The organism is Thiomonas bhubaneswarensis (assembly GCF_001418255.1).
Lineage (GTDB): Bacteria > Pseudomonadota > Gammaproteobacteria > Burkholderiales > Burkholderiaceae_C > Thiomonas > Thiomonas bhubaneswarensis.
The window spans coordinates 308,774-331,693 of sequence record NZ_LIPV01000003.1; the positions used below are offsets into that span (position 1 = coordinate 308,774).

25 protein-coding genes and 1 pseudogene are annotated in these 22,920 nt (G+C 64.8%); 8 read left to right on the forward strand and 18 right to left on the reverse strand.

Features of this window, described 5'->3' with window-relative positions; genetic code table 11:
- Window positions 1-104: 104 nt before the first annotated feature.
- Complete coding sequence (locus tag ASC45_RS05910) at window positions 105-578, forward strand: Lrp/AsnC family transcriptional regulator (RefSeq protein ID WP_082454275.1); 474 nt, start codon at window positions 105-107, stop codon at window positions 576-578.
- A gap of 21 nt (window positions 579-599) precedes the next feature.
- On the opposite strand, the gene glmU is transcribed toward ASC45_RS05910, so the two are convergent.
- Both glmU and ASC45_RS05920 read right to left on the reverse strand, forming a co-directional pair.
- The gene (glmU, locus tag ASC45_RS05915) at window positions 600-1,991 is read right to left on the reverse strand and encodes a bifunctional UDP-N-acetylglucosamine diphosphorylase/glucosamine-1-phosphate N-acetyltransferase GlmU (RefSeq protein ID WP_055450091.1); all 1,392 of its coding nucleotides are present in this window, start codon (window positions 1,989-1,991) and stop codon (window positions 600-602) included.
- Window positions 1,992-2,089: 98 nt separating this feature from the next.
- Window positions 2,090-2,881, reverse strand: coding sequence for a hypothetical protein (locus tag ASC45_RS05920; protein ID WP_055450092.1), 792 nt, complete (start codon window positions 2,879-2,881; stop codon window positions 2,090-2,092).
- Window positions 2,882-3,154: 273 nt separating this feature from the next.
- Here ASC45_RS05920 and ASC45_RS05925 point away from each other — a divergent pair, with 273 nt between their 5' ends.
- Entirely contained in the window at window positions 3,155-4,507 is a 1,353-nt protein-coding gene (locus ASC45_RS05925) for a chloride channel protein (protein ID WP_055450093.1), read from the forward strand.
- Window positions 4,508-4,598: 91 nt separating this feature from the next.
- Window positions 4,599-5,891 carry an MFS transporter gene (locus tag ASC45_RS05930; RefSeq protein WP_055450094.1) on the forward strand — a complete coding sequence of 431 codons (1,293 nt, stop codon included), beginning with the start codon at window positions 4,599-4,601 and terminating at the stop codon, window positions 5,889-5,891.
- A gap of 58 nt (window positions 5,892-5,949) precedes the next feature.
- Here the strand turns inward: ASC45_RS05930 and ASC45_RS05935 are convergent, their stop codons facing one another.
- Window positions 5,950-6,429 carry an Lrp/AsnC ligand binding domain-containing protein gene (locus ASC45_RS05935; RefSeq protein WP_055450095.1) on the reverse strand — a complete coding sequence of 160 codons (480 nt, stop codon included), beginning with the start codon at window positions 6,427-6,429 and terminating at the stop codon, window positions 5,950-5,952.
- A gap of 502 nt (window positions 6,430-6,931) precedes the next feature.
- Entirely contained in the window at window positions 6,932-7,675 is a 744-nt protein-coding gene (locus ASC45_RS05940) for an acetoacetate decarboxylase (RefSeq protein ID WP_055450096.1), read from the reverse strand.
- Window positions 7,676-7,818: 143 nt separating this feature from the next.
- On the opposite strand from ASC45_RS05940, the gene ASC45_RS15845 reads away from it, so the two are divergent.
- The 3 genes from ASC45_RS15845 to tatA all read left to right on the forward strand — a co-directional run bounded on the left by ASC45_RS15845 (window position 7,819) and on the right by tatA (window position 9,924).
- Window positions 7,819-7,986: a DUF6726 family protein gene (locus ASC45_RS15845; RefSeq protein ID WP_167344839.1), complete on the forward strand. Its 168-nt coding sequence runs from the start codon at window positions 7,819-7,821 to the stop codon at window positions 7,984-7,986.
- Between the two features lie 10 nt (window positions 7,987-7,996).
- Entirely contained in the window at window positions 7,997-9,514 is a 1,518-nt protein-coding gene (glpK, locus tag ASC45_RS05945) for a glycerol kinase GlpK (protein ID WP_055450097.1), read from the forward strand.
- Between the two features lie 134 nt (window positions 9,515-9,648).
- Window positions 9,649-9,924: a Sec-independent protein translocase subunit TatA gene (gene tatA / locus ASC45_RS05950; protein ID WP_055450098.1), complete on the forward strand. Its 276-nt coding sequence runs from the start codon at window positions 9,649-9,651 to the stop codon at window positions 9,922-9,924.
- 12 nt (window positions 9,925-9,936) lie between these two features.
- On the opposite strand, the gene ASC45_RS05955 is transcribed toward tatA, so the two are convergent.
- The 10 genes and pseudogenes from ASC45_RS05955 to ASC45_RS05985 all read right to left on the reverse strand — a co-directional run bounded on the left by ASC45_RS05955 (window position 9,937) and on the right by ASC45_RS05985 (window position 17,684).
- A complete protein-coding gene (locus ASC45_RS05955) occupies window positions 9,937-11,217 on the reverse strand; it encodes a THUMP domain-containing class I SAM-dependent RNA methyltransferase (protein WP_055450099.1) in 1,281 nt (426 codons plus the stop codon).
- A 47-nt stretch (window positions 11,218-11,264) separates the two neighbouring features.
- The gene (locus ASC45_RS05960) at window positions 11,265-12,149 is read right to left on the reverse strand and encodes a GIDE domain-containing protein (RefSeq protein ID WP_055450100.1); all 885 of its coding nucleotides are present in this window, start codon (window positions 12,147-12,149) and stop codon (window positions 11,265-11,267) included.
- Window positions 12,149-12,724 carry a LemA family protein gene (locus ASC45_RS05965; protein ID WP_055450101.1) on the reverse strand — a complete coding sequence of 192 codons (576 nt, stop codon included), beginning with the start codon at window positions 12,722-12,724 and terminating at the stop codon, window positions 12,149-12,151. The genes ASC45_RS05960 and ASC45_RS05965 overlap by 1 nt, the downstream gene beginning before the upstream one ends.
- Window positions 12,725-12,798: 74 nt before the next feature.
- Window positions 12,799-13,401, reverse strand: a complete 603-nt coding sequence (locus tag ASC45_RS05970) for a Uma2 family endonuclease (protein ID WP_055450102.1) — start codon at window positions 13,399-13,401, stop codon at window positions 12,799-12,801.
- A gap of 82 nt (window positions 13,402-13,483) precedes the next feature.
- Window positions 13,484-13,648, reverse strand: a complete 165-nt coding sequence (locus ASC45_RS15850; RefSeq protein WP_167344840.1) for a hypothetical protein — start codon at window positions 13,646-13,648, stop codon at window positions 13,484-13,486.
- 106 nt (window positions 13,649-13,754) lie between these two features.
- The gene (locus ASC45_RS05975; RefSeq protein ID WP_072242984.1) at window positions 13,755-15,722 is read right to left on the reverse strand and encodes a PglL family O-oligosaccharyltransferase; all 1,968 of its coding nucleotides are present in this window, start codon (window positions 15,720-15,722) and stop codon (window positions 13,755-13,757) included.
- Between the two features lie 62 nt (window positions 15,723-15,784).
- Window positions 15,785-16,246 (reverse strand): pilin, encoded by a 462-nt coding sequence (locus ASC45_RS15460; RefSeq protein ID WP_072242985.1) that lies wholly within the window; start codon window positions 16,244-16,246, stop codon window positions 15,785-15,787.
- A 287-nt stretch (window positions 16,247-16,533) separates the two neighbouring features.
- The gene (locus ASC45_RS05980) at window positions 16,534-16,953 is read right to left on the reverse strand and encodes a type II toxin-antitoxin system VapC family toxin (protein WP_055450104.1); all 420 of its coding nucleotides are present in this window, start codon (window positions 16,951-16,953) and stop codon (window positions 16,534-16,536) included.
- Window positions 16,954-17,056: 103 nt separating this feature from the next.
- Window positions 17,057-17,173 (reverse strand): annotated as a pseudogene (locus tag ASC45_RS16150) (AbrB/MazE/SpoVT family DNA-binding domain-containing protein); the annotation flags it as partial.
- Between the two features lie 58 nt (window positions 17,174-17,231).
- Window positions 17,232-17,684: a pilin gene (locus ASC45_RS05985; protein ID WP_055450105.1), complete on the reverse strand. Its 453-nt coding sequence runs from the start codon at window positions 17,682-17,684 to the stop codon at window positions 17,232-17,234.
- A 363-nt stretch (window positions 17,685-18,047) separates the two neighbouring features.
- Here ASC45_RS05985 and ASC45_RS05990 point away from each other — a divergent pair, with 363 nt between their 5' ends.
- On the forward strand, window positions 18,048-19,247 hold the full coding sequence (locus ASC45_RS05990; RefSeq protein ID WP_055450106.1) for a M20 aminoacylase family protein: 1,200 nt from the start codon (window positions 18,048-18,050) through the stop codon (window positions 19,245-19,247).
- A 184-nt stretch (window positions 19,248-19,431) separates the two neighbouring features.
- Here the strand turns inward: ASC45_RS05990 and ASC45_RS05995 are convergent, their stop codons facing one another.
- The 4 genes from ASC45_RS05995 to ASC45_RS06010 are packed head-to-tail and all read right to left on the reverse strand — an operon-like array spanning window position 19,432 to window position 22,240.
- Window positions 19,432-20,058: a Uma2 family endonuclease gene (locus ASC45_RS05995; RefSeq protein ID WP_055450107.1), complete on the reverse strand. Its 627-nt coding sequence runs from the start codon at window positions 20,056-20,058 to the stop codon at window positions 19,432-19,434.
- Window positions 20,059-20,085: 27 nt separating this feature from the next.
- Window positions 20,086-20,868: an SPOR domain-containing protein gene (locus ASC45_RS06000; RefSeq protein WP_055450108.1), complete on the reverse strand. Its 783-nt coding sequence runs from the start codon at window positions 20,866-20,868 to the stop codon at window positions 20,086-20,088.
- A gap of 39 nt (window positions 20,869-20,907) precedes the next feature.
- On the reverse strand, window positions 20,908-21,732 hold the full coding sequence (locus ASC45_RS06005; RefSeq protein WP_072242987.1) for a biotin--[acetyl-CoA-carboxylase] ligase: 825 nt from the start codon (window positions 21,730-21,732) through the stop codon (window positions 20,908-20,910).
- A gap of 10 nt (window positions 21,733-21,742) precedes the next feature.
- Complete coding sequence (locus tag ASC45_RS06010; RefSeq protein WP_055450109.1) at window positions 21,743-22,240, reverse strand: SET domain-containing protein; 498 nt, start codon at window positions 22,238-22,240, stop codon at window positions 21,743-21,745.
- 119 nt (window positions 22,241-22,359) lie between these two features.
- On the opposite strand from ASC45_RS06010, the gene ASC45_RS06015 reads away from it, so the two are divergent.
- Window positions 22,360-22,911 carry a TlpA family protein disulfide reductase gene (locus ASC45_RS06015; protein WP_055450110.1) on the forward strand — a complete coding sequence of 184 codons (552 nt, stop codon included), beginning with the start codon at window positions 22,360-22,362 and terminating at the stop codon, window positions 22,909-22,911.
- Window positions 22,912-22,920 lie beyond the last annotated feature (9 nt).

Sequence of the window (22,920 nt, forward strand, 5' to 3'; positions counted from 1 at the left end):
GGGCATGAAATGAGGCGGCAAAAAGTCACACTGTTTGACCAAAAATTCCATCGATCGGTCGTCATGCAATAAAATTGCATTTTCAATCAATGAATGAAATATTTATGGACAACATCGTCCTTGACGACGCCGACCGCCGTCTGCTCGATCTGCTGCAGCAAGACTGTTCGCTGAGCAATCAGGAACTCGCGCAGCGCACGCATCTGACCCCGCCCACCTGCCTGCGGCGGGTGCGGCGGCTTGTGGAGGCAGGGGTGATCGAGCGGCGCATCGCGGTGCTCAACGCCGACCGCATCGGCGCCGGTCTGACGGCCATCGTCGAAATCACCCTGTCGGAGCAGGCGGCGGAGCGGCTGTCGGCTTTCGAGGCGCTGGTGGCTGACGTACCCGAGGTGCAACAGTGCTGGCGCGTGTCGCCCGGGCCGGATTTCGTGCTGGTGCTGTTGGTGGCCGACATGCCCGCCTACCATGCCCTCGTACACCGCCTGTTCACCGCGGCCAACCAGGTGCGCAATGTACGGGCTTTTTTTTCGGTGTACCGCAGCAAGTTCGCGCCGCGGGTGCCGCTGGCGGGGTGAACCTGCCGCGAAGCTGCGGCCTTATTTTTTCTTCACCGGCCGCGTCCAGCCCTCGAGGGTGACGGCGCGGGCGCGCGCCACGGTGAGCGCACCGGCCGGTACGGCCTTGGTGACGGTGGAGCCCGCCCCCACGGTGGCACCCGCGCCCACGGTGATGGGCGCGACCAGCACCGAGTTGGAGCCGGTGTGCGCGTCGTCTTCGATGACGGTGCGGTGCTTGTTGGCGCCGTCGTAATTGGCCACGATGGTGCCCGCGCCGATGTTGACCCGCGCGCCCACGCTGGCGTCGCCCACGTAACTGAGGTGATTGGCCTTGGAATCGTTGCCCATCGTGCCGTTCTTCACTTCGACGAAGTTGCCGATGTGCACGCCGTCGGCCAGCGCGGTGGTGGGGCGTAGCCGCGCGAACGGCCCGATCAGGGCACCGGCGCCGATGCTGGCGCCGTCGAGATGGCAGAAGGGATGGATCACCGTACCCGCGCCCACGCGCACATTGCGCAGCACGGCGTAGGGGCCGACGCGGGCGCCGTCGGCCAGATGCACCTCGCCCTCGAACACGCAGCCCACGTCGATGAACACGTCGCGGCCGCAGTGCAGGGCGCCGCGCACGTCCAGCCGCGCCGGGTCGGCCAGGGTGACCCCGGCATCGAGCAGGCGGCGTGCCGCGCGGCCCTGCACCACGCGCTCCAGATGGGCGAGCTGGCTGCGGTCGTTCACGCCGAGCACGTCGTCGGCGTCGGCCACGGTGGCGGCGCGAACCGGCACGCCGTCGGCCACGGCCAGGGCGACGATGTCGGTGAGGTAATACTCGCCTTGCGCGTTGTCGTTGCGCAACTCGCCCAGCCAGCGGCGCAGATGCGCGATCGGGGCGCACAGAATGCCGGTGTTGCATTCGCGCACCGCGCGTTGCTCGGGCGTCGCGTCCTTGTGCTCGACGATGCCCAGCACCGCGCCGTCGGTGTCGCGCAGAATGCGGCCGTAGCCGGTCGGATCTTCCAGCTCCACCGTGAGCAGCGCGAGTGCCCCGCCTTGCGCCTGCGCCACCAGCGGCAGCAGGCTCGCGGCCGGGGCCAGCGGCACGTCGCCATAGAGCACCAGGCAGACGCCTTCATCCGGCAACTGCGGCAGCGCCTGCTGCACGGCGTGGCCGGTGCCGAGCTGCGGCTCCTGCAGCGCGAAACGCAGCTGAGGCTGATCCGCAAACGCATCCTGCACCCGCTGCGCGCCGAAGCCGGTCACCACCACCGCGCGCTCGGCGGCGAGCTGGTGCACGGTATCGAGCACATGGCCCAGCAGCGGCTTGCCGGCCAGCGGCTGCAAGACCTTGGGCAGATCGGATCGCATGCGCGTGCCCTTGCCGGCGGCAAGCACCACGACATGAAGAGCGGAGGATGAGGTTGGGGCGGTCGTCATGCGGGGCATTCTAAGGAGTGACCATGACGCCCCATCCCGCGATTCGGCCGCAAAAAACCCCGCATCGGCGGGGTTTGGTAGCGGACGACGGGCGTCGATCAGGCGGTTGCGGTACGCACGCTCGTCTTGGGCAATTCGGTGACGATGCGCTGCATCAGGAACTTGGGCAGACCGATCCACATGTCGAGCAGGGCCACGCCCATCTCCAGCATGGCGATCGGGCAGGAGAGCGCGCCGCCGATGAGCACGAACCAGGCGAAGTCGGGGTTTTGCTTGGTGAGGAACCAGCCGGAGAAGTCGAGCAGCATGGCGATGAAAGGTGTGATGACCGAGATGGCCTTGATCTGGCTGTGCACCCGCGTTTGCAGGAACAGCCAGCCGGCAACCCAGAAGATCAGCCCGAGCATGGTCAGGTGCACCATGCCGGTCATCAGCATCGCGTTGTACGACATGCCGGTGTCGACCTTGGCGACGGCCTTCACGTCCTCATAGCTTGCCAGCGGCGGGTTGTGCAGCTGTTTGCTCATGGCCACGCTGTGGCACATCATGCAGTGCTGGTCGATGATGGGCTTGATCTGGCTTTCGTATTCGGCCTTGGTCTGGCCACCGACCACCCAATGGTCGATGGTTTGCTGCAGTTGCGGCCATTGCTCCTTGGGAATGCCCGCATTGGTGAACATGGTGGGCAGCACCGTCTGCAGCTTGCTGCTGTCGCGGTTGCCGTAGTAGGAAATCTGGATGTCTTTGAGGGTCACGCCGGTCTTGCCGTCGAGCCCTGCGTGGGTGACGTAGAGATAGGCTTCGGCGCAGAGCAGACCGATGCAGACCAGGAAGATGAAGCCGGTATGCAGCAGTTTCTCCGGCACGGTGAGCAGATGAAGGGAACGCATGGTGGTTTAGGCTTTCTCGCAAGATGTCAGCGGTTGTGAACGCGCCTGTGTTTTAACTTTTGTCAAAAATGCCGGGTTATCCTAGTGCGTAAAAACCCTTAAGTGCAATGCCCGGGTTGCAAGCGTGGACACGGGCAACGTTTTGTTTCTATTGAGATTTACTCCGTGCAGTATGGTGAAGGTGCCAGCGCCGTTACGCTGTGACCTTCCCCTCTGTTTTGCTGATGTTCGGCCTTCCACGACGGCCGTGGACGCCCGTTATCCTTCAACTCCATGCATTCCCGCTACCGCCCCGCCGCACTCTGGCGTCTGACCCGAAAAAACGTCCGCAAATCCTGGTTGAACTATGGCGTGCTGTGGCTCGGTGCGGTGCTGGTGGGTCTCGCGGCGGTGTTCTTCGCCAACTGGGCCAACGATGTGCTGGCCATCTTTCTGGGCTGGATCGACGGGCGGCCGTGGCTGGCCCTGATCATCACCCCGGCCCTCACCGCCGGTGCGGTGTGGATGACTCGAAGGTGGTTCAACGGCAGCGAAGGCAGCGGCATTCCGCAGGTGATCGCTGCCCTGCACGGCGAGCGGGATGAAACCCGGATTCGCCGCCTGTTCGGACTGCGCATCCTCATCGGCAAGCTCGGCCTGGGCCTCATGGGCATGCTCGGCGGGCTGACGCTCGGGCGCGAGGGGCCGACGGTGCATGTGGGCGCCTCGATCATGTACGAGATGCGGCGTTTCTACCCGCGTGTGACGCTGCGCATGGAGCGAGTGCTGCTGCTGGCGGGGTCGGCGGCGGGTCTGTCCGGGGCGTTCAATACGCCGCTGGCCGGCATTCTGTTCGCCATCGAGGAGCTCACACGCAGCTTCGAGGTGCGTACCAACGGTGTGCTCATCACCAGCATCGTGTTTTCCGGTCTGGTCTCGCTGGCCCTGGCAGGCAACTATCTGTATTTCGGCCAGATCACCGCGCCCGACATCTTCCCCATCGCCTTCGTCGTGCCGGTGGTGGTGGCCGCCGTGCTGTGCGGGCTGGCGGGGGCGGCGTTCAATCTGGCGCTGCTGCGGCAGGTTCGCTGGATTCCGGCCAAGCTGTTCGTATGGCGCGACCGCTCTCCGCTGCTCTGGGGCGCGGCGCTGGGCCTGCTTGTCGCCATCATCGGCATTGCCACGGGTGGGCAGACCTGGGGCAGCGGTTACGACCAGGCGCGGCACCTGCTGATGAATCACGGCGAACAGGTGAGCTGGTATTACCCGCTGGTGAAGTGGCTCTCCATGGTTCTGTCCTACATCACCGGATTGCCTGGCGGCCTGTTCTCGCCCTCGCTGTCGATCGGCGCGGGCTTCGGCCAGTGGGTCAGCCAGTGGTTCGGGCAGTATCCGCAGTCGGCGCTGGTGGCCATCTGCATGGTGGGTTATCTGGCCGCGGTCACGCAGTCGCCGCTGACTTCGTTCGTCATCGTCATGGAAATGATCAACGGCGGCGGCCTGGTCATTCCCCTCATGGCCACCGCGCTGATCAGCAGCCGGGTGGCGAACGTCTTCACACCCCCGCTTTACGAGGCGCTGGCGGAGCAGAAGTACTTTGCCCGGCCCGCGGAACCCGCCACCGGTGTGGGCGAAGCCGGTCGCTGAAATCCGGTTGCGGCCCCAACTCGGGTAGCGGTCCGGCTGGCAGTAAAGGGGCGAGATGACCCCCGCTTTGACAACGAGAAGGAGACGCAACATGGCAACACTCACGTCGGGGCAAACCGCGCCGCCGCCTTCGGAGCAGGTCTATCGCCGCATCGGCTGGCGCATCATTCCGTTTCTCATCCTTTGCTACTTCGTCGCCTATCTCGACCGGGTGAACATCGGTTTCGCCCAGTTGCAGATGAAGGGCGATCTGGGCTTTTCCGATGCGGTGTACGGGCTGGGCGCGGGCATTTTTTTCCTCGGCTATTTCGTGTTCGAGGTGCCCAGCAACCTCATTCTTCACCGCGTCGGCGCGCGGGTGTGGATCGCCCGCATCATGATCACCTGGGGACTGATTTCGGCGCTGACGCTGTTCGTCACCACGCCGACGCAGTTCTACGTGATGCGCTTTCTGCTCGGCGTGGCCGAGGCCGGGTTCTTCCCGGGCATCATCCTCTATCTCACCTATTGGTACCCGGCGGCGCGGCGCAGCCAGATGACCGCCTGGTTCATGAGCGCGGTGCCGCTCTCGGGCTTGATCGGCGGGCCGGTGTCGGGCTGGATCCTGCACCATTTCCACGGCCACCACGGCTGGGCAGGGTGGCAGTGGCTGTTCGTCCTCGAAGGTCTGCCCGCGGTGCTGCTGGGCATCGTCACCCTGTTCTACCTCGACAATGGCATTCAGCACGCCAAGTGGCTGAGCGCCGACGAAAAAGCCGCGCTGCAACACGCGCTCGACCAGGAGGCGCAGACCAAGCCCGCGCATTCAGCGCTGGAAGGTCTGGCGCAGCCGCGGGTGTGGCTGATGGCGCTAATCTATTTCTCGGTGGTCATCGGTCTGTATGGCCTGAGTTTCTGGCTGCCGCTGCTGATCAAATCGACCGGCGTGACCGATCCGCTGACCATAGGCTGGCTGGTGGCGCTGCCTTACGGGGTGTCGGTGGTGGCGATGATTCTGGTAGGACGCAGTTCGGACAAGCGCCACGAACGCCGCTGGCACGTGGCCATTCCCGCGCTCATCGGTGCCGCAGGCTTGGTGCTTTCCACGCTCTGGAGCGCCGACACGACCCTGGCGATGGTGGCCTTGACGCTGGCTACTGTAGGCATCATGGTGGTGCTGCCGCTGTTCTGGGCGCTGCCCAACGCGTTTCTGGCGGGCACCGCGGCCGCGGCCGGCATTGCCTTGATCAATGCCCTGGGCAATCTGGCCGGGTTCTTCGGCCCGTCCATCATCGGTTGGGTGAAGCAGACGACGCAGAGCACTAACGGCGGCATTCTGGTGCTGGCCGGCTTCATGGTGCTGTGTGCCGTGCTGGTGCTGCTGACACCGAAGCACCACAAGTAAAAAAAAGGCGCGCGCGAATCGCTCGGATTCGCTCGCGCCTTGGGCGGCTGCAGGCCGATCAGAGCTCGACTTGCAGGCGGGTGGTGTTCTTCACTTCGTCGATGACGGCGAACGATCGGGTTTCGCGCACGCCGGGCAGCGTGGCGATGACATTGGCCACGAAGGTGCGATAGGCGGCCATGTCGGCCACCCGCACCTTCAGCAGATAGTCGAAATTGCCCGCCACCATGTGGCATTCGAGAATCTCGGGCCGCACCTTGATGGCCGACTGAAACTTCTCGAAGGTGTCGGGCACCGTGCGGTCGAGTTGCACCTCGACGAACACCATCAGCCCTGCACCGAGCAGATCGGGATTGAGCCGTCCTTCGTAGCCGAGGATGAAACCGTCGCGCGTGAGGCGTTTGACGCGCTCGAGCACGGCCGTGGGCGAGAGATTGACCAACTGGGCCAGGCGGAGATTGGCGATGCGACCGTCTTCCTGCAACAGCGTGAGCAGACGACGGTCGATGCGGTCGATGCCGCCGATTTTTTCACTCATGGGGGGTCTCCTGAATGAAGGCGGGAGACGGCACCCGGAACAGCAGAGGGTTCTTCATGGGCTTGTCGTGAACGGTAGTTGAATTGGTAAATTTAGTGCATCAGTGTCATGCAAGGCGAAGTCTAGTGACAATTCCCTAACAAACACCCGAGTCCAGGGGGATTCATCGCGCAAAGCGCGCATTATTGTCGTTGATTCGAATGGGTACATCGATTCATTCGGGCATGGATGAAAGCCAGCGTCCATCCTGCGCCCGAGTGAGCACAGGATGGACGCTTCAACTCCAAGGAGCGGCGCAAACCCCGCCGACTCCTATGACACCTTCAACCCAGATTGTTCATTAGGCGGCGCTTTGCGCCTGCTCGGACGCTGGCGGTCGGTTTGGGGCGTCTTTGCCCCCGTGCTTCGCGCCCATAGCTTGGGCTATGGGCTTGTCGCCCGGAGTCAAATCCATCCCCAACCCGCCTCGCCATCATCCCGTGCCCTAATGAACAATCTGGGTTCAACGCTTGGCGAGATAGTCGTGCGCCACTCGCCCCAGCCCGAGGGTGAGGTCGGTGAGGATGTGCGCGCCCGACACCACCTCCAGCACCGGCAGCGCCGATACCGGGGCCAGCGCATGGGCATGCAGCTCCAGCGCGGCGGGGCCTTCCCAGGCGCCTTTCACCACGAGGTCTTCGAGGTCGTACTGCACCAGTTCGCAGATGCGCGGCGTGCAGTCCACATGGGGGATGATCTTGAGCAGAAAGTTGGGCTGCTGCAGCGAAGCCAGCACCTTGGCCGTATCGAGCGTGCGGTGCTTGTAGCCCATGGTGCCGGTGGCGATGCGTACCGGGCCATAGTCCAGCGTGCCCAACAGGGTGTCGGCGGCCACGCTCAGGCGCGGCTTGGCGAGTTTTTTGGGAAAGCCCCAGATCTCCCGCCCGCCGGCGATGGGCGCCTCGTCGTCGAGGTACATCGCAATCTGGAAGGTGGCGGGCTTGCCCTTGTAGAGCACGGGCACCACCTGGCCCGATTCGGTATAGGCGCCGAAGCCGGTGGAATCGGGCATGCGGATGAACTCGAACTTCACCAGGTCGCCTGCGGGCTCCAGCGGCTCGGGAATCATCTCGCGCAATGCCTTGGGGTCGGTGCGGTAAGTCACGACGAAAAACTCGCGGTCGATGAAGCGGTAAGGGCCGGGCGGGTAGGCGGGGCTGCTCAGGGGCATGGAAAAGGCGGTTTTGGCGACGTCGGCGGCTTTCATGGGGTGTCCTTTCCTTTCTGTTTTCCAAATGGCAATACTCAGTCTGTGCCGCGGTATGGAGATCGGTTCACCGGCGGGCGGGTTTCTTCAGCCTGGTTTCAGTTCCCCGCATAATGGGCTTTCCCCATTTTGAGAGAACCACCATGACACGACGATGGATCGCCTTATGGCTGGCCTGTTCGGCCCTTTCGGGCTGCGGGGTCGTGGCCGCGCCGTGCCGCGTGGCCTCGGCCGGACTGAAGATGGTGCCCGTGGTCGGCCATGTCGCCGCGGCGCCTACCGATGTGTGCGCCAATGTGATCGATCCTTGAGGATTGCGCCGTGGCACTGATCGCCGCCCTCGATCAAGGCACCTCCAGCTCGCGCACCCTGATCCTCGACGAACAGGGCCGTGTGCTCGCCAGCGCGCAGCGCGAGTTTGCTCAGCACTACCCGCAACCCGGCTGGGTGGAGCACGACCCGCTGGACATCTGGGCCACGCAGAGCGCCACACTCAGCGAGGCTCTGGCCCGTGCCGGTGCGGGTTTGAGCGACCTTGCGGGCATCGGCATCACCAATCAGCGCGAAACCGTGGCGCTCTGGGAGCGCGCCAGCGGCGCCCCTTTGGCGAATGCCATCGTCTGGCAAGATCGCCGAACGGCGCCCATCTGCGCCGAACTCGAGGTTAAAGGTCATGCGCCCGAATTGCAGCGGCGCACCGGCCTGTTGCCCGACGCCTACTTTTCCGCCACCAAGCTGGCCTGGCTGCTCGACCACGTTCCCGGCGCCCGCGCTCGCGCCGAGCGCGGCGAACTGGCCGCTGGCACCATCGACAGTTGGCTGGTGTGGAAGCTCAGCGGTGGCCAGTCGCACGTCACCGACGTCAGCAACGCTAGCCGCACCCTGCTGTGCAACATCCACACCGGCGAATGGGACGACGATCTGCTGGCGCTGCTGCGCGTGCCTCGCGCGGTGTTGCCCACCATCGTGCCCAATTGCGGCGCCATCGCCACCGCGCATCTCGGCGGCCTGAGCATTCCCATCACCGGCATGGCCGGCGACCAGCAGGCCGCGCTGTTCGGCCAGGCCTGCCTGCAGCCTGGCATGGCGAAGAACACCTACGGTACCGGCTGCTTCGCGCTGCAGCACACGGCAACCCAGCCGGTGCGCTCGCAACAGCGGCTGCTCACCACCGTGGCCTGGAAGCTCGGGGCCGACCAGCCGTTGCACTACGCCCTGGAGGGCAGCGTGTTCATCGCCGGGGCGGCGGTGCAATGGCTGCGCGACGGCCTTGGTCTGGTGCGCAGCGCGCAAGAGGCCCAGGAACTCGCTGACAGCGTGCAGGGCAGCGGCGGCGTGCTGCTGGTGCCCGCTTTCACCGGGCTGGGCGCGCCGCATTGGGACGCCCAGGCGCGCGGCCTGCTCATTGGCATCACCCGCGGCACCACGGCGGCGCATGTGGCCCGCGCCACCATCGACAGCATGGCCTACCAGAGCGCCGAATTGTTTGCCGCCATGCAGGCCGATGTCGCAGCGCAGGGCGGGCCGCCGCTGTGCGAATTGCGGGTGGATGGCGGGGCCGCCGTCAACGACCGTCTGATGCAGTTTCAGGCCGATCTGCTGGGCGTGCCGGTGGTGCGCTCGGCGCAGTTGCAGAGCACCGCGATGGGCGCGGCCTACCTGGCCGGGCTGGGGGCGGGGCTGTGGCCGGATGCGCAGACCCTGTCGGCCTTGTGGGCGCCCGAACGCCGCTTCGAGCCCACCATGAGCGCCGACGAGCGCGGCGCGCGCATGGCCCGCTGGCACCGCGCCGTGGAACGTGCGCGCGACTGGGCCGACGATCAGGTCAACGACGCCTGACAGGCAGCCCTGCCGACCCTGCGGCGTGGCGCAGATGTTGCTTTTGCTTTCACCTGAACCGGTGAACCCGGGTGGACAATCTCGACCTAAAGCTATGAGCGCCCGTCGCGCGGCGGGCGTGCAGGAGAACCACCATGGGTGAATTCAGTATCTGGCATTGGCTCATCGTGCTGCTGATCGTGATCATGATCTTCGGCACCAAGAAGCTTAAAAACATGGGCAGCGACCTCGGGCAAGCCGTGCGCGGCTTCAAGGAAGGCATGAAAGACGCGGATACGCCAGCCGAAAACACCGCCGAGCCGAATGCGGCCGCGCCCGCCGCCGCGCCACCGCAAGTGACCGCCTCGGCCAAGTCGCCACTGGGTACACGCGCGGAACAGGCGGAAGACATCGCGTTCAAGGCGAAGTAGCGGGGTTTGGGGTCACTGCCCCCGCGCGCTGCCCGCCACCATGTCGAACAGCATCAGCCGGCATTCGATGGGGCCGTTGAACACGACGATGCGGCGGCGCGGTTTGAGGCGCAGGGCGCGGTCCCAGTGCAGGTCGGCGGCGAGCAGCGCCACATGCCATCCGGCGAAGCGCTGCTTCAGAGCGCGCGCGAGTTGCGGGGCGAAGTCGTCTGCGGCCTCGCCTTCGGGCGCGATGCGTTCGTCGTAAGGCGGGTTGCTGATGAGCCAGGCGGCGCGGCCTGCTGGCAGGGCGACGGCGTCGACCGGTGGCAGGGCGGCGACCACGTCGCCCGGCTCTGCGGCAATCGCACCCTCCACCCCGGCGCGGCGGGCATTGTCCAGCGTCATGCGCACATTCGCCGGGTCGATGTCGGCAGCGAAGAACTGACCCGGCGCCACGGGGCGCACCGCCTGCCGCGCCTGCTCGCGCAGGGCGCTCCAGGCGTTGGCATCGAAACCTCGCAGCACCTCGAAACCGAAGGTCCGATCCAGCCCCGGCGCGCGGTTGGCCGCGATCTGTGCCGCCTCGATGACCAGCGTGCCCGAGCCGCACAGCGGGTCGAACAGCACGTCGCCCGGCGTCCAGCCTGCAAGCCGCAGCAGCCCGGCGGCCAGATGCTCTTTCAGCGGCGCCGCGCCGTGCTCGCTGCGCCAGCCGCGCTTGAACAGCGGCTCGCCGCTGGTGTCCAGATAGAGCAGGGCGTCAAGCTCGCGCAGGTGCAGGTGGATGCGCACGTCCGGGTGGGCGGTGTCCACGTCCGGGCGCTCGCCCGTCAGCGCGCGGAAGCGGTCGCAGATGCCGTCTTTCACCCGCAGCGCGGCGAACTTGATGCTCTCCAGCGGCGAGCGCTCGGCGGTGACGTCCACGCGCAGCGCCTGGGTGACGTCGAACCATTTTTCCCAGGCCAGATCGCGCGCCAGGTGGTAGATGTCTTCGGCATCGGCATAGCTGCAACGGCCGCCCAGTAGCAAGACACGGCTGGGCAGACGGCAATGCAGGTTGAGAAGCATGGCGTCTGTGAGCGTGCCCCGCACCGGCAGGCCACCGGGCGCGGGCGTGCCGACCTTGAGCGAGGGGCTGTGCGCGGCCAGGGCCTTGACCTCGTCGGCCAAGGCTCCCTCCAAACCGCGCGGACAGGGCAGGAAGAAGTCGAAGGTGTTTGGGGTCAGGTCTAGCTTCGTAGCATTTGCTACCGAGCTAGACCTGACCCCAGGTTTTTTTCTTTTGTAAACGGAAGAGTAGGGCGATTGCATGGCGACATCGTATGGCCTGTGGCAAAGCCGCGCGTCCTCCCGCCCCCTTAGCCCAGCATGAGCAGCCCCGCTCCACCATAGGCCAGCGCCAGCACTCCCGCGGTCAGCCATGCCCAGGCCTGCCAGCGCAGATTGCGCGCCAGTTTGTCGTGCGGTTCGGTGGTGAGCAGGAACAGGCGCTTGTCCGCGGGCTTGCGCAGAACATGGGTCTGCGGCTGAGCGGCGCGTTCGCGGCGCTCAGCCTCGACGGCGGCAGCGGCCTGCTGGCGCAATTGCTCGAACTCGGCCATGTCGAGCTCGCCGTCGCCGTTGGTGTCGAAGGCGCGGCGCTGTTGCGGGTCGGCCTTCCACGCGGCGATGCGTTCGCGCACCTCGGCGTGCATCGAAGTCTGCAAGGGCGAGAGGCTGGTGAACCAACCCAGCGCGTACAGGGTCTGCCCCGACAGGATGAGATGCTCGGTGTAGCGATGGTCGGTGTCGCCGATCATCATCGCCTCGCTGGTGCCCGGAATGAGCTGCGCGGTCGCACCCGTCCAGGTGTGCCGGGTGAGGGCGCGCACCTCGGCGCCCTCGGGGTCGATGATGCAGCGGCCGGTGTCGTCCTGCAGCCAGAATTGCGAGTTGCTCTTGCCCTGCTCCTCGATCTTCCAGTTGTTGTTGCCGTCGCCTTCGCGCTTTTCGATCTTGAAGCGGTACCAGCAGCAGGGCGTGCGGGTGATGGGGGAGAACAACGGCGCATCGGGCGGGAGCGCCTGCCCGATCAATTCCACATAGCCCTGCGAAGCCGACCGGATGCGCGCCGTGGGCATGTCTTCCATCACCCGGCGGCGGCGCTGCAGGCGGAAAAACTGCACCAGGCCAGCCCCCCCAAGAGCCAGCGCCATGAACAGCATCTGCCCGGGCGCTGCGGCGGGCGACAGACCGCCGAGCATCACGACGCCGCGAACAGGCCCTTCAAATCCACATCGGCCCGCTCGGCAGAGGCCACCTTGAACAGCTCCGCCGGGCCAAAGGCGAGCAGCCGCGCCACGATCACATCGGGAAACTGCTCGATGCGCACATTGTTGGCATTGACCGCCGCGTTGTAGAACTCGCGCCGGTCGGCAATGTTCTCTTCCAGCCCACTGATGCGCGCTTGCAAGTGTTGAAACGCTTCGTTGGTCTTGAGATCCGGGTAGGCCTCGGCCACCGCGAACAGCGCGCCCAGCCCGCTGCGCAGCGCCCCCTCGGCGCGGCCCAGGCTGCGCACGTCTCCGTCCTCGCGCGCCTGCTGCACCTGCGACCGCGCGCGCACCACCCGCTCCAGCGTCTCCTGCTCGAAATGCATCGACTGGCGGCACACCTCCACCAGCTTGGGCAGCTCGTCGTGGCGCTGCTTGAGCAGCACGTCGATGTTGGCCCAGGCCTGCGTGATCGCATGCTTGAGGTTCACCAGATTGTTGTAAATCATCACGCCATACAGCAGCAGCGCGACGAGCAGGGCGACGACAACGAGAGTGACGATCATGGTACAGGCCGATTGAAACGGGATGTTGCGGAGTTTACGGTTGATGGACGTCGCTCGGCCGCGCGGGGGGGCGTTCAGCCCATACCGGCCACCGCTTGCGCTGCCTGAGCTTCTGCGCCGAAGGCCACATCCTCGTAAATCGCCGTGACCGGCAGCGACAGCCCCACGCTGGCGAACTGCACGGTGTCGCCCTCGGCGTAGGGATAAAGCACCCAGCGGCCCTCGGCATTGCGACGAAACACGTCCACCGCGACACGCTCTGAGTCGATCAGCACATACTCCTGCAAGGTCGACGACTGCCGGTATTGCGCAAATTTCTGGCCCAGATCGTAGGCCGCCGTAGAAGGCGACAACACCTCCACCACCAGCAGCGCATCGCGCTTGAACAGCGGCGACTGCGCATCCGCCGACGAGCAGGTGACGAACACATCGGGGTAGAAAAAAGCCTGAGCCGCTTCGATGCGCAGCTTCATATCGGCGATGAACGCCCGGCACGGCCCGCCGCGCAGGTGCGCATGCAGCGCGGCTACCAGGTTCAGGCTGATGGTGACATGCGCGTCGCTCGCCCCGGCCATGGCGAACACCTCGCTCGCCAGGTACTCGTGCTTGTCCGCCTGCTGCATTTCCCAGGCGAGAAAGTCGTCGGCGGAAAAAACCGGTTTTTCCGGTGCGCTCATGACGTGGACTCCGTGGGGTGACAGCGCAAGAATTCTTCGACAGCGTGCCGCTCGGTGGCGTGGCGACCCTTCGCCTGCCGATTCACTCCTGCCGCTGCCGCGAACGCGCCGCGCGCCGCAGCGCCTTGTTGCTCTTGCGATGCGCCCCCGCCTTGCGCTTGATCGCCACCGCCACCAGCGGATTGCGCGGCGTGGAGGCGGGAAGTTTGATCGTCTGCGCGCGGGCGCGTTTGCGGGATAGTTTCATCGGTGGCGAGGATACCGATGCTCACGCATGACTTTGGACAGATTTCGAGTTGAGGTCGCTTGGTCTTTTGCCCGAACCAAGCCCTCATTGGAAAGTTGCTTTGGCATCAATCATTGTTTTTTGGTGTCGCAAGAAAGGTTCCTCCCTGTAACCCCTGACTTGCCAGCCCAGATGCGTACAGGGCTAAATCGAACCCGAACCAGGTTTTCGATGGATCGATCATCACGACTGTGCCTTTGGCAGAATGATCCCAAGGTCGAAGAACATTTGCGTCTTGCGGTTCGATGCGCGATTGGGGCAACGAAAAGAACAACCGTGCAACTGGATCGAAATCCTGTGGATTCTGCTTTTGCAAGGCGCGCACATTCTCCCGGGCATGGCCACAGTCATCCGGGAAGTAGGCGCATAACCGCGCAAAGCTGTTCGCCGCTTTCGTCTGATCATGTGCCAGTCCGTAAAGGGTGGCGAGTTTGGCAATGAGTTGGGGGCTTGAGTACGTTGTCACGACGCGCTCTCCGAGCGCGATCTTGTCAGGCAGCATGAAACGGTCTGCGCTCATTTGCACGAAAACCAGCGCATCGGCATAGGGAGAAAAACCTGGTAAGCCGAGGGTTTTGTTCACCCCGTCCCGAACGACGGCGGAATGGGCAGTTTCGGCATCGGATAGATAGATGTCGGCGCTGGCCTTGGCGATGCTTGCGTAGGCTTGCGCCGACCATGCGCAAAACCCCAGTGCGGCAAGCAATACCACGCCCAATGGCCAGCGCCACTGCGAGCTTGGGCGCACCGTGAGTGCCGGAGTGTCGAGCACCGCCCAGCACATGGCAAAAGGCACAGCGAAAAACACATACCAAAGTGGGTATTCGGTGAGGCTGTAGCCGAGCACCATAAGACACACACCCAAAGCCAGCAATCGCCAGCTTTCCCAGGTGTGCAATCCGCGATTTGCCCAAGCCGACCAGGCACGCACCACACTCATGACGGCCGGCACAACGACCACCAGCAACCCAACCAAACCTGTTTCAGCAGCCAACTGTGCGAACAGATTGTGGGCGTTGTTGGCGAAGAGTGGCTGAGATTGGGAAAGAGCCAGGCGGTAGTCCCATTGCACGTAATTGCCGAGCCCAACCCCAAGCAGGGGATGCGACTTGAAAGCCTCCCAGGCGATCTGCCACAAGCCCAAACGCTGCCCCAGTCCGCGGTCTGCCAGTCGTTGCAGCCCAGGGGGGAACAACTGCCCCAAACCGAAGCCAGTGTAGATCACCCACTGCAGCACGCCATAAAGGGCACCGGCGGCAATCAAGCCAACTAGCGCCGATGACAACCGCTTGTGCGGCATGCCGATCATCATGCCGCCCAATAGGCCGGCCACGGCGAGAAACGCCATGCCGATACGGCTTTGCGATAACACGATGCCGCTGATTAGCAGCACAGCAAGAGGTATCGAGACCATGATCGCGCTGCGACGGCGCTTTTCAGCGCGCAGCCCATAAGCCAGGGCGAGCAGGCCAAAACCTAAAAACAGCGCGGCCTGATTGCGCTGGGCAATATTGCCCAGCGGCGCCTGCAAGGGACTGCGGGGAAAAAGCCAGAGCGCCACCGTATCGGGCATGAACACCTGGGCCCACATGCTCAGCGCCGTACCGATCGCCCCCAGCACAAAGGCCCAAGCCCAAGCGCGCATCAGCCGTTCGCTATACCCCTGCGCAGCCCACCGCGCGGCAAGCACGGCGGCAATAATGGCCACCGCCAGACTGCCCAAAGGCCAGATCATCGTGTCGGCATAGGCCACACGGTGAAGAGCCATATCCAGCAGACCTAGTAGCGCCACCCCGATGAACGGCAAGGCCGCCCAGGGCAAGGCGATGCCGGTCGGCCTTGCGGGCGCAGGCAGTTGAAGGGATGCGGCCACGAGCACGGCCGCGGCAACCCCGAGTTCTTGATAGAAGGTCGAAACCGGAAAGTAGTGCTGGGCCGACGTGGCGGCGCCCACCCAAGCCAGCATGAGCAAGCTTACCGCGAGGGAAAACGCGACCGTGTTACGCCAGTTCTTCGGGGATGTCGCTTGCGTCATGAGTATGTGATTTTTGGAATAAAAAACCCGCCTTACGGCGGGCTTTTCGAGAAAGTTCCTGATTAGGTTCCCTTACACGACGATGGCAGGTATTTCTGAGCGATTGTGCTGGAAACACAAGTCCACGAAATGGAGCCATTGGCCGTAACCGGCATCAAGCCAAGAGTCTTTCCTCCAATAGCGGTATTGGCCTTCTGAGGCGAAGTGCTGCTGAAGGTGACAAGAATGCCATTACCACTACCGTCGGTTGATCCAACGCCAACGCTCGAAACATAATTTCCAGTAATGTTGGCTTTTGCTGCCAATCCAGCGGATGCATTGGTGGTGGGGAATGTACCACGGTTTGTATAAAACTCCGCAACGGCTGTTTTTGCACCATCCGCCAGCGACAAACCTTCCGAAACCTGCGCCCGAATCGTGTAATCCTGATACGCCGGAATCGCGATGGCCGCCAAAATACCGATAATCGCCACCACGATCATCAATTCGATCAGGGTGAAACCTTGCTGCAGTTGCTTTTTCATCTGAAACTCCCGAGAGTGGAAAACAAGAAAATCAATAACCAGGAACGGTTGGGTAAAAAACGCCGCAGCCCGGAGCGGAGGTGAACCTGGAGATGCTGCCCCGAGCTGCGGTGGACTGACATCACCCCCCGATGGGCAGGGAACATAGAGCACATGCCGTGCCAGCTTGTAGGGCCACGATTTGTGTGAACTGCTTCACGAAATCCGGCCTCTCAGCCTCGCGAGTAGCCGACAATTCTTGCCAGCGCTGCCCATATTTGTCAGCAAGCCCCGGAAATTGGCAGCTTTCAGCGGCCCAGGATGGCCTGGGTCAACAGCAGGGCACCATCGACGTTTGCGGCACGGGTGTCGATGGTCAACAAAGGGCCTTGTCCCGATGTCTTGGCCAGGCGGATGTGGAGGCAGTCGGCAAACTCGGGCGCGCCGTCTTGCCTGAACAGGTGAAGCGCACGTTCCACCGCGATCTCGTCCATGAGTTCCAGTTCGGGCACGCTGAGCATGGCATCCAGCGCCAAGATGCGTGCTGCGCGGTCAAACCCATATCGGGCGCGCAGCACCCATTCGGTTTCGAGCAAGACGGTGACGGGGACAGACAGACGCTGCTCTGCGGCGGCGGTGGCGTGCAGAAGCTGCTGAATCACTGCGCACTGGGCTGCATCGTCGTTGGTGATCCAGCGCACCAGCACATGGGTATCGAGCGCGGGCATGCTTGACGGCGCGCCTGTACGTCATGCTCATGTCATCAATCGAGACGACGCCGCCGGGCGCAGGCTTGAGGATGCCATTCAAGTCGAGAATAGAGCGGGTTTTGGCGCGCAGCAGGATGGAGCCGTCGGGCATGGGGGTAAAGCTCAGGCGAACGCCTGCATGCAAGCCCCGGCTGCGACGAATGTCAGCGGGAATGGTGACCTGACCCTTGCTGGTCATTGGCTTCAGACATGCAAGCCGCCTTACGTTGTTTGAAAACGTAAGGAGTGTGCCTCAGTCAACGGCACGAGGTTGGCAGATACGCCGCGGGCACGCCGTTGGCCGCGGCCACGCCGCCGGGGGCGGTGGTGCAAGTCCATTGCAACGCTCCGCCCGACGCGGCCCCCGAGAGGTAGAGTACCTTGTTCTGCAACTGCCTGTTGGCGTTTTTACCGTAAGTGATGGTGATCAGGCCGTTCACAGTGCTGACACTTTGCACATAGTTGCCGTTGATTTGATTGGGCTGCGCCAACCCCGCCGAAGCATTGCTGGGGGCGAAGGCGCCATGTTGCGCGTAATAGTCCCAGTTGGCGGTTTTGAGCCCGGTCGCCAGAACAATGCCCTCGCTCACCTGCGCGCGCATGGTGTAGTTTTGATAAGCCGGAATGGCGATGGCCGCCAAGATGCCGATGATGGCCACCACGATCATCAGCTCGATCAGCGTGAAGCCGCGTTGCATGGAGGGAAGCATGGTCGGGTCGTGCCTGGAAAGGTTTGCCTGGATTTGTAAACAATCGTCATTCTGACTTTGCAAACCGCAGGCCAGCAGGGTTGGCGATAAGGCGACGGACTTTGTGTGAACTACTTCACGGTCTGGCGCTGGCGGCGTGGCTGCGGTGCGACGATTTGTGGCTGCAGGAAGCGTCTTTTGTCACCCCTGCGCGCTTGAGTGACGGTTTTTCGCAGTCTGCAGCAGGGGATACAGGCTTGGGCCGACTGGGGCACAATCGGGTTGGCGGTGCCTCGCGGCCATGACGACGTCGGCGCATCGCCAGACCCAAGGAAAGCCTGGGGCCTTAGCACTTTGCTTTGCCTTGTCGGGAGACAGAACACCATGCACCTCATCGACTCCATCGTGACCGAAGCCGCCGCGCTCACCGCCTTGCGGCGCGACCTGCACGCACATCCCGAGCTGTGCTTCGAGGAACTGCGCACCTCGGAAGTGGTGGCGGCGCAGTTGGCGGCCTGGGGCGTGGAGGTGCACCGCGGCCTGGGCAAGACCGGGGTGGTGGGGGTGATCCACGGGCGCGACGGCGGTGCGAGCGGACGCATGATCGGCCTGCGCGCCGACTTCGACGCCCTGCCGGTGACCGAGCACAACACCTTCGCCCACGCCAGCCGACACCCCGGCAAGATGCACGCCTGCGGCCACGACGGCCACACCACCATGCTGCTGGCTGCGGCGCAGTTTCTCGCGAAAACACGCGACTTCGACGGCACGGTGGTGTGCATCTTCCAGCCGGCCGAAGAGGGCGGCGGCGGCGCGCGCGAAATGATCAAGGACGGGCTGTTCGAGCGCTTTCCGGTGCAGGCGGTGTTTGGCATGCACAACTGGCCGGGCATTCCTGCGGGGCATTTCGCGGTGAAAGCCGGGCCGGTGATGGCGTCGAGCAACGAGTTTCACATCAGGCTCACCGGCAAGGGCGCGCATGCGGCCATGCCGAACCTGGGGCTCGACCCGGTGCCCGCCGCCTGCCAGATGGTGCAGGCGTTTCAGACCATCGTCACCCGCAACCGTGACCCGCAAGACCCGGCGGTGATCTCGGTGACCATGATCCACACCGGCGAGGCGACCAATGTCATTCCCGAAGTGGCCGAGATTCAGGGCACGGCGCGCACCTTCACTACCGAAACGCTGGACTTGATCGAGGCCCGCATGCGCGACATTGCCACCCACACTGCGGCGGCCTTCGGCCTGGGCTGCGAGTTTGCGTTCAAGCGCAACTATCCGCCCACGATCAACCACGCCGCCGAAGCCGAGTTCGCCCGCGCGGTGATGGTGGACATGGTGGGTGCGGACGCGGTGCACGCGTTCGTGCCGTCGATGGGGGCGGAAGACTTTTCCTTCATGCTGCAGGAAAAGCCCGGCGCCTATCTCATCATCGGCAACGGCGGCGGCGATCACCGCGAAGTCGGTCACGGCCTCGGCCCCTGCACCCTGCACAACCCGAGTTACGACTTCAACGACGACCTGATTCCCCTGGGCGGCAGCTTCTGGGTGCGGCTGGCGCAGGCGTGGTTGGGACGAGGGTGACGGCATGATCGGACAGCCCGCGCCCCTCCCAGCCTCCCCCACAGAGTGGGGGAGGAGGGTCTGCTCCCTCGCCAGTGGTGGGGAGGGCTGGGGAGGGGCTGGGGGAGGAGTGGAATCTCACCCGTTGCACCGCAGGAAGCCTGTGCCTGCAGTGCCTGGGCGCCGATCTGGCGTTAGCGGAGGTTTACGCCGACGTGCCTGAACTGGCCGCGGCAGCCTCGGCCTCGGCCTGAGCCGCGCTGAAATCGACCTCGGCATAGACCTCGGCCAGCGCGAAGCTGAACGCGCGCTCGGTGGTGGGGCAGGCAAGGGTGGCATCGATGCCGCTGGCCTCGTACAGCGTCCAGGTGCCCTCTGCGTTGCGGATGAAGGCCTCAATGTGCGGCTTGTCCTGCGCGACGAAGACGACGGCCTGCAAGCCGGGGATCAGGCGGTAGGCGGCGAACTTGTCGCCGCGGTCGTGGCCTTCGGTCGACGGCGACAGCACCTCGACGATGAGCAGCGCGTCCTCCTGCGCATGGGTGCGAGCGGCGTCTGCCGTTGAGCAGGTGACGAAGACATCGGGGTAGTAGCTGGCGTCTGCGGCCTGCACATACAGCTTGACGTCGGCCATGTACACCCGGCAGGGCGTGCAGCGGGTCTGGGTGCGCAGGGCCATGGCGATGTTCAGGCTGATGATGTTGTGCGCGGTACTGCCACCGGCCATGGCGAAGACCTCACCGCCGATGTATTCGTGGCGCTCGGTCTGGGTTTCTTCCCAGGCGAGATAGTCGGCGTAGGTGAAACGGGGCTGGGAGAGGCCGGCGGACATGGCGTTTTTCCAGAGAGCGTTTGAAATTTACGGCGCCGCCGCCTCGGTCGCACAGGTCTTGACGATCTGCCCGCCGAGCTGGCCCGACACGCCGCTAAGCGCCTTGACCTGCTGCGAGGTGAGAGCGGGTAGGCGCAGGGTGACGCGGTTCAGCCCGGCGTTGCGCTGCACAACCCGCGCGCCCTGCACGCCCTGTTTTTTCACCATCTGCAACTGCTCTTGCGCCGAGGCCTCGTTGCTGAAAACCCCGAGCGAAATGCCCGGTTCATAGCGGGGACGATCGGTCACGGGTGCGAACACCTTGACTTTGCCCTGCTGGCTGATCTGGTCGAGCGCGGTGCGCATGGCCTCCTGGCTGGGGAAGGGGCCGAGCAGCACCATCCATTGTTCGGGCACGGGCGTATTGCGCGTCTCGGCTTCGAGCCCCGCCTTGGCCAGTGCCGCCTGGGCCTGCGCCAGGGCCGACGCCTCCATGGCGCCGAACGGTCCGATCTGGCGGCAGACGGTGGGGCCGGTATCGGCCGCTGCGGTTTGTGGGGCGGACACAGGAGCGGGGGCGGGAGCCGAATCGGACGAAGCGGGCGACAGCGGCTCGGCGGGCGCCGAAGGCGCGGTTTGCGGGGCGCTGGCAGGCATCACCGAGCTGCTGGCCAGCGGCGTGATCTGCACCTGTTCGGGGTGAATCTGCAGGGCCAGGCGCTGCGGCTCGCGCTGGGTCACCGGCCCCAGCCCGGCGCCCGCCATCCAGCCTTGCGACCAGGCGAAGAACACGAGATTGATCAGCAGCAGGACGAGAAGCAGGGCGCGCATGACGGGCTTTGGATCGTGAGAGAGCGGCGGGGCTGGTGGCTATTTTGCGACGGGCTCCGGGCTCAGTCGCAGCGAGACATCGGCGCTCAATGCACGGCGCTCGCCCTCAGGAGTGCGCACCCGCAACGCGCCGTCCGGGGCCAGCCCCAAGGCCACGCCGCTGAACAGGGTCTGGCCGCGATCCTGCACCATCACCGTGGCGCCGGCCCAGGCGTGCAGCGCGTCCCATTGGGCCAGCGTGTGGGCGAGGGGCGCGGCGGAGCCGTTGCACGCGGTGCTTTCCAGGCCCTTGAGCAGCGCCGGGGCGAGGGCGGCGAGAACCCCGTCGCGCCCGAGGTGCAGGCCGATGCTGTCCAGCCCAGCCGCCTGGGGCTGGCCTGTGGGAGCGCGCAGGTTCAGGCCGAAGCCGATGACGGCCCAGCGCGCGTGCGGCATGTCGGCCAGTTCCACCAGAATGCCGCCGAGCTTGCGCCATCCATGGGTGCCGTCGGCGGCGGGCAGCAGCAGATCGTTGGGCCACTTCAGCCGCACCTGGCTGGCGCCGAGGCCGTGCAGCGCCTGCGCCAGCCACACGCCCACGGCCAGGCTCAGCGGGCCGGGGTCGCGTCGACGCGCGTCGGGCCAGGCCAGCGAGCACAGCACGCTGCTCTGCCCATCGTCGGCCCAGACGCGCCCCTGACGCCCTCGACCCGCGGTCTGTTCGGCCGTGGCCAGAAGGGTCGGTCCATCGAGCCGTCCGGCGCGAATGTCGGCCAGCAGATCGGCATTGGTCGAGCCGGTGACGGACGTCCAGCGCGCCTCGCAGGCGAGGTGACTGGCAGCGAGCTGGGCGCGAAGCGGGGCGAGGGGATCGGGAGAAGGCATGCCTCGTCGCTCACGCGCGCTTGCGGGTCTTGGGGGCGAGCAGGGTGCCGCGGCAGTTGGGGGCGCCGCAGCGGCAGGCGTAGTCGCGCTTGAGTTTGGCCGTGTGGCGGGCGTCGATTTCGAGGGCGTAGTCGAAGAACAGTTCTTCGCCGGGGTCGATGTCGCGCAGGGCGTGGATGAACACCCGGCTGCCTACTTGCCGCGCCTCGCAGTTGGGGGTGCACGAGTGGTTGATCCAGCGTGCGCTGTTGCCGTGCACACCGCCGTCGATGACGGTGTCGTCGTCGAGAGAAAAGTAGAAGGTGTGGTTGGGCTGCTGCGGGTCGCGGGGATGGCGGCGCAGCGCTTCGGGCCAGTCGATGCGTTCGCCCTGGTATTCGAGCAGCCGTTGCCCGGCGGCTATGGCGCGGCGGGCGAACACGCCGCGGCCGTGGATGGGCGAGTTGCGAACCTGGGTGAACGGCCCGGCGGTCGGCGCGGCGGCGGAGGTTGAGCGGCGTGTGGGCATCGAGGGAACGGTGGCGGTGAAGCCGAAACTCGGTAAAGTAAAAAAAGGAACGCAAGAGGCGGAGGAGACAAGCTGCCCGGTGTCGTTCCTCGTTCAAGGCATTTTAGGGAGCCATCATCATGAAACAGGATCGTCGTTGTTATTTGATGGGTCTGGCCGCTGCAATCACAGCCGTGGCGGCGCCAGCCTGGGCGCAAACCGTGGCCGAGCAGGCCAGCACGCTGGAGAAAAAGGACAAGAAGGCCGTGCCGCTGCCCAAGGAGGGAAGCCTGTTTCCCTTGCCGCCCACGGTGGAGCTGATCGACGGCAAGACGCTGCATACCAAGGACTGGGCAGGCAAGGTGATCGTGCTGGAGTACTGGGCCACCTGGTGCCCGTTCTGCGCGCGGCAGATGCCGCATGTCGAGGCCTTGTACAAGAAAGAGCATCACCGCGGCCTGGAGGTGCTGGCGCTGTCCATTGACAAGAAGCCAACCGACATCCCGCCGTTTCTCAAGTCGAAAAATTACACCTTTCCGGTGGCGTGGCTGTCGCCCGCGCTGGCCAAGGTGTTGCCCAAGCCTGCGGGTCTGCCGGTCACCATCGTTATCGGCCGCGACGGTCGGGTGAAGATGGCCGATTCGGGCGAGCTGTTCGCCGAAGACATCGCGGGCATCGCCAAATTTCTCTGATCGAATCAT

What these genes read in the sequence shown, in the direction of transcription:
- ASC45_RS05910 (WP_082454275.1), top strand. Translation starts at nt 105, where the DNA reads ATGGACAACATCGTCCTTGACGACGCCGACCGCCGTCTGCTCGATCTG.
- glmU (WP_055450091.1), bottom strand. Translation starts at nt 1,991, where the DNA reads ATGACGACCGCCCCAACCTCATCCTCCGCTCTTCATGTCGTGGTGCTT.
- ASC45_RS05920 (WP_055450092.1), bottom strand. Translation starts at nt 2,881, where the DNA reads ATGCGTTCCCTTCATCTGCTCACCGTGCCGGAGAAACTGCTGCATACC.
- ASC45_RS05925 (WP_055450093.1), top strand. Translation starts at nt 3,155, where the DNA reads ATGCATTCCCGCTACCGCCCCGCCGCACTCTGGCGTCTGACCCGAAAA.
- ASC45_RS05930 (WP_055450094.1), top strand. Translation starts at nt 4,599, where the DNA reads ATGGCAACACTCACGTCGGGGCAAACCGCGCCGCCGCCTTCGGAGCAG.
- ASC45_RS05935 (WP_055450095.1), bottom strand. Translation starts at nt 6,429, where the DNA reads ATGAGTGAAAAAATCGGCGGCATCGACCGCATCGACCGTCGTCTGCTC.
- ASC45_RS05940 (WP_055450096.1), bottom strand. Translation starts at nt 7,675, where the DNA reads ATGAAAGCCGCCGACGTCGCCAAAACCGCCTTTTCCATGCCCCTGAGC.
- ASC45_RS15845 (WP_167344839.1), top strand. Translation starts at nt 7,819, where the DNA reads ATGACACGACGATGGATCGCCTTATGGCTGGCCTGTTCGGCCCTTTCG.
- tatA (WP_055450098.1), top strand. Translation starts at nt 9,649, where the DNA reads ATGGGTGAATTCAGTATCTGGCATTGGCTCATCGTGCTGCTGATCGTG.
- ASC45_RS05955 (WP_055450099.1), bottom strand. Translation starts at nt 11,217, where the DNA reads ATGCAATCGCCCTACTCTTCCGTTTACAAAAGAAAAAAACCTGGGGTC.
- ASC45_RS05960 (WP_055450100.1), bottom strand. Translation starts at nt 12,149, where the DNA reads ATGCTCGGCGGTCTGTCGCCCGCCGCAGCGCCCGGGCAGATGCTGTTC.
- ASC45_RS05965 (WP_055450101.1), bottom strand. Translation starts at nt 12,724, where the DNA reads ATGATCGTCACTCTCGTTGTCGTCGCCCTGCTCGTCGCGCTGCTGCTG.
- ASC45_RS05970 (WP_055450102.1), bottom strand. Translation starts at nt 13,401, where the DNA reads ATGAGCGCACCGGAAAAACCGGTTTTTTCCGCCGACGACTTTCTCGCC.
- ASC45_RS15850 (WP_167344840.1), bottom strand. Translation starts at nt 13,648, where the DNA reads ATGAAACTATCCCGCAAACGCGCCCGCGCGCAGACGATCAAACTTCCC.
- ASC45_RS05975 (WP_072242984.1), bottom strand. Translation starts at nt 15,722, where the DNA reads ATGACGCAAGCGACATCCCCGAAGAACTGGCGTAACACGGTCGCGTTT.
- ASC45_RS15460 (WP_072242985.1), bottom strand. Translation starts at nt 16,246, where the DNA reads ATGAAAAAGCAACTGCAGCAAGGTTTCACCCTGATCGAATTGATGATC.
- ASC45_RS05980 (WP_055450104.1), bottom strand. Translation starts at nt 16,953, where the DNA reads ATGCCCGCGCTCGATACCCATGTGCTGGTGCGCTGGATCACCAACGAC.
- ASC45_RS05985 (WP_055450105.1), bottom strand. Translation starts at nt 17,684, where the DNA reads ATGCTTCCCTCCATGCAACGCGGCTTCACGCTGATCGAGCTGATGATC.
- ASC45_RS05990 (WP_055450106.1), top strand. Translation starts at nt 18,048, where the DNA reads ATGCACCTCATCGACTCCATCGTGACCGAAGCCGCCGCGCTCACCGCC.
- ASC45_RS05995 (WP_055450107.1), bottom strand. Translation starts at nt 20,058, where the DNA reads ATGTCCGCCGGCCTCTCCCAGCCCCGTTTCACCTACGCCGACTATCTC.
- ASC45_RS06000 (WP_055450108.1), bottom strand. Translation starts at nt 20,868, where the DNA reads ATGCGCGCCCTGCTTCTCGTCCTGCTGCTGATCAATCTCGTGTTCTTC.
- ASC45_RS06005 (WP_072242987.1), bottom strand. Translation starts at nt 21,732, where the DNA reads ATGCCTTCTCCCGATCCCCTCGCCCCGCTTCGCGCCCAGCTCGCTGCC.
- ASC45_RS06010 (WP_055450109.1), bottom strand. Translation starts at nt 22,240, where the DNA reads ATGCCCACACGCCGCTCAACCTCCGCCGCCGCGCCGACCGCCGGGCCG.
- ASC45_RS06015 (WP_055450110.1), top strand. Translation starts at nt 22,360, where the DNA reads ATGAAACAGGATCGTCGTTGTTATTTGATGGGTCTGGCCGCTGCAATC.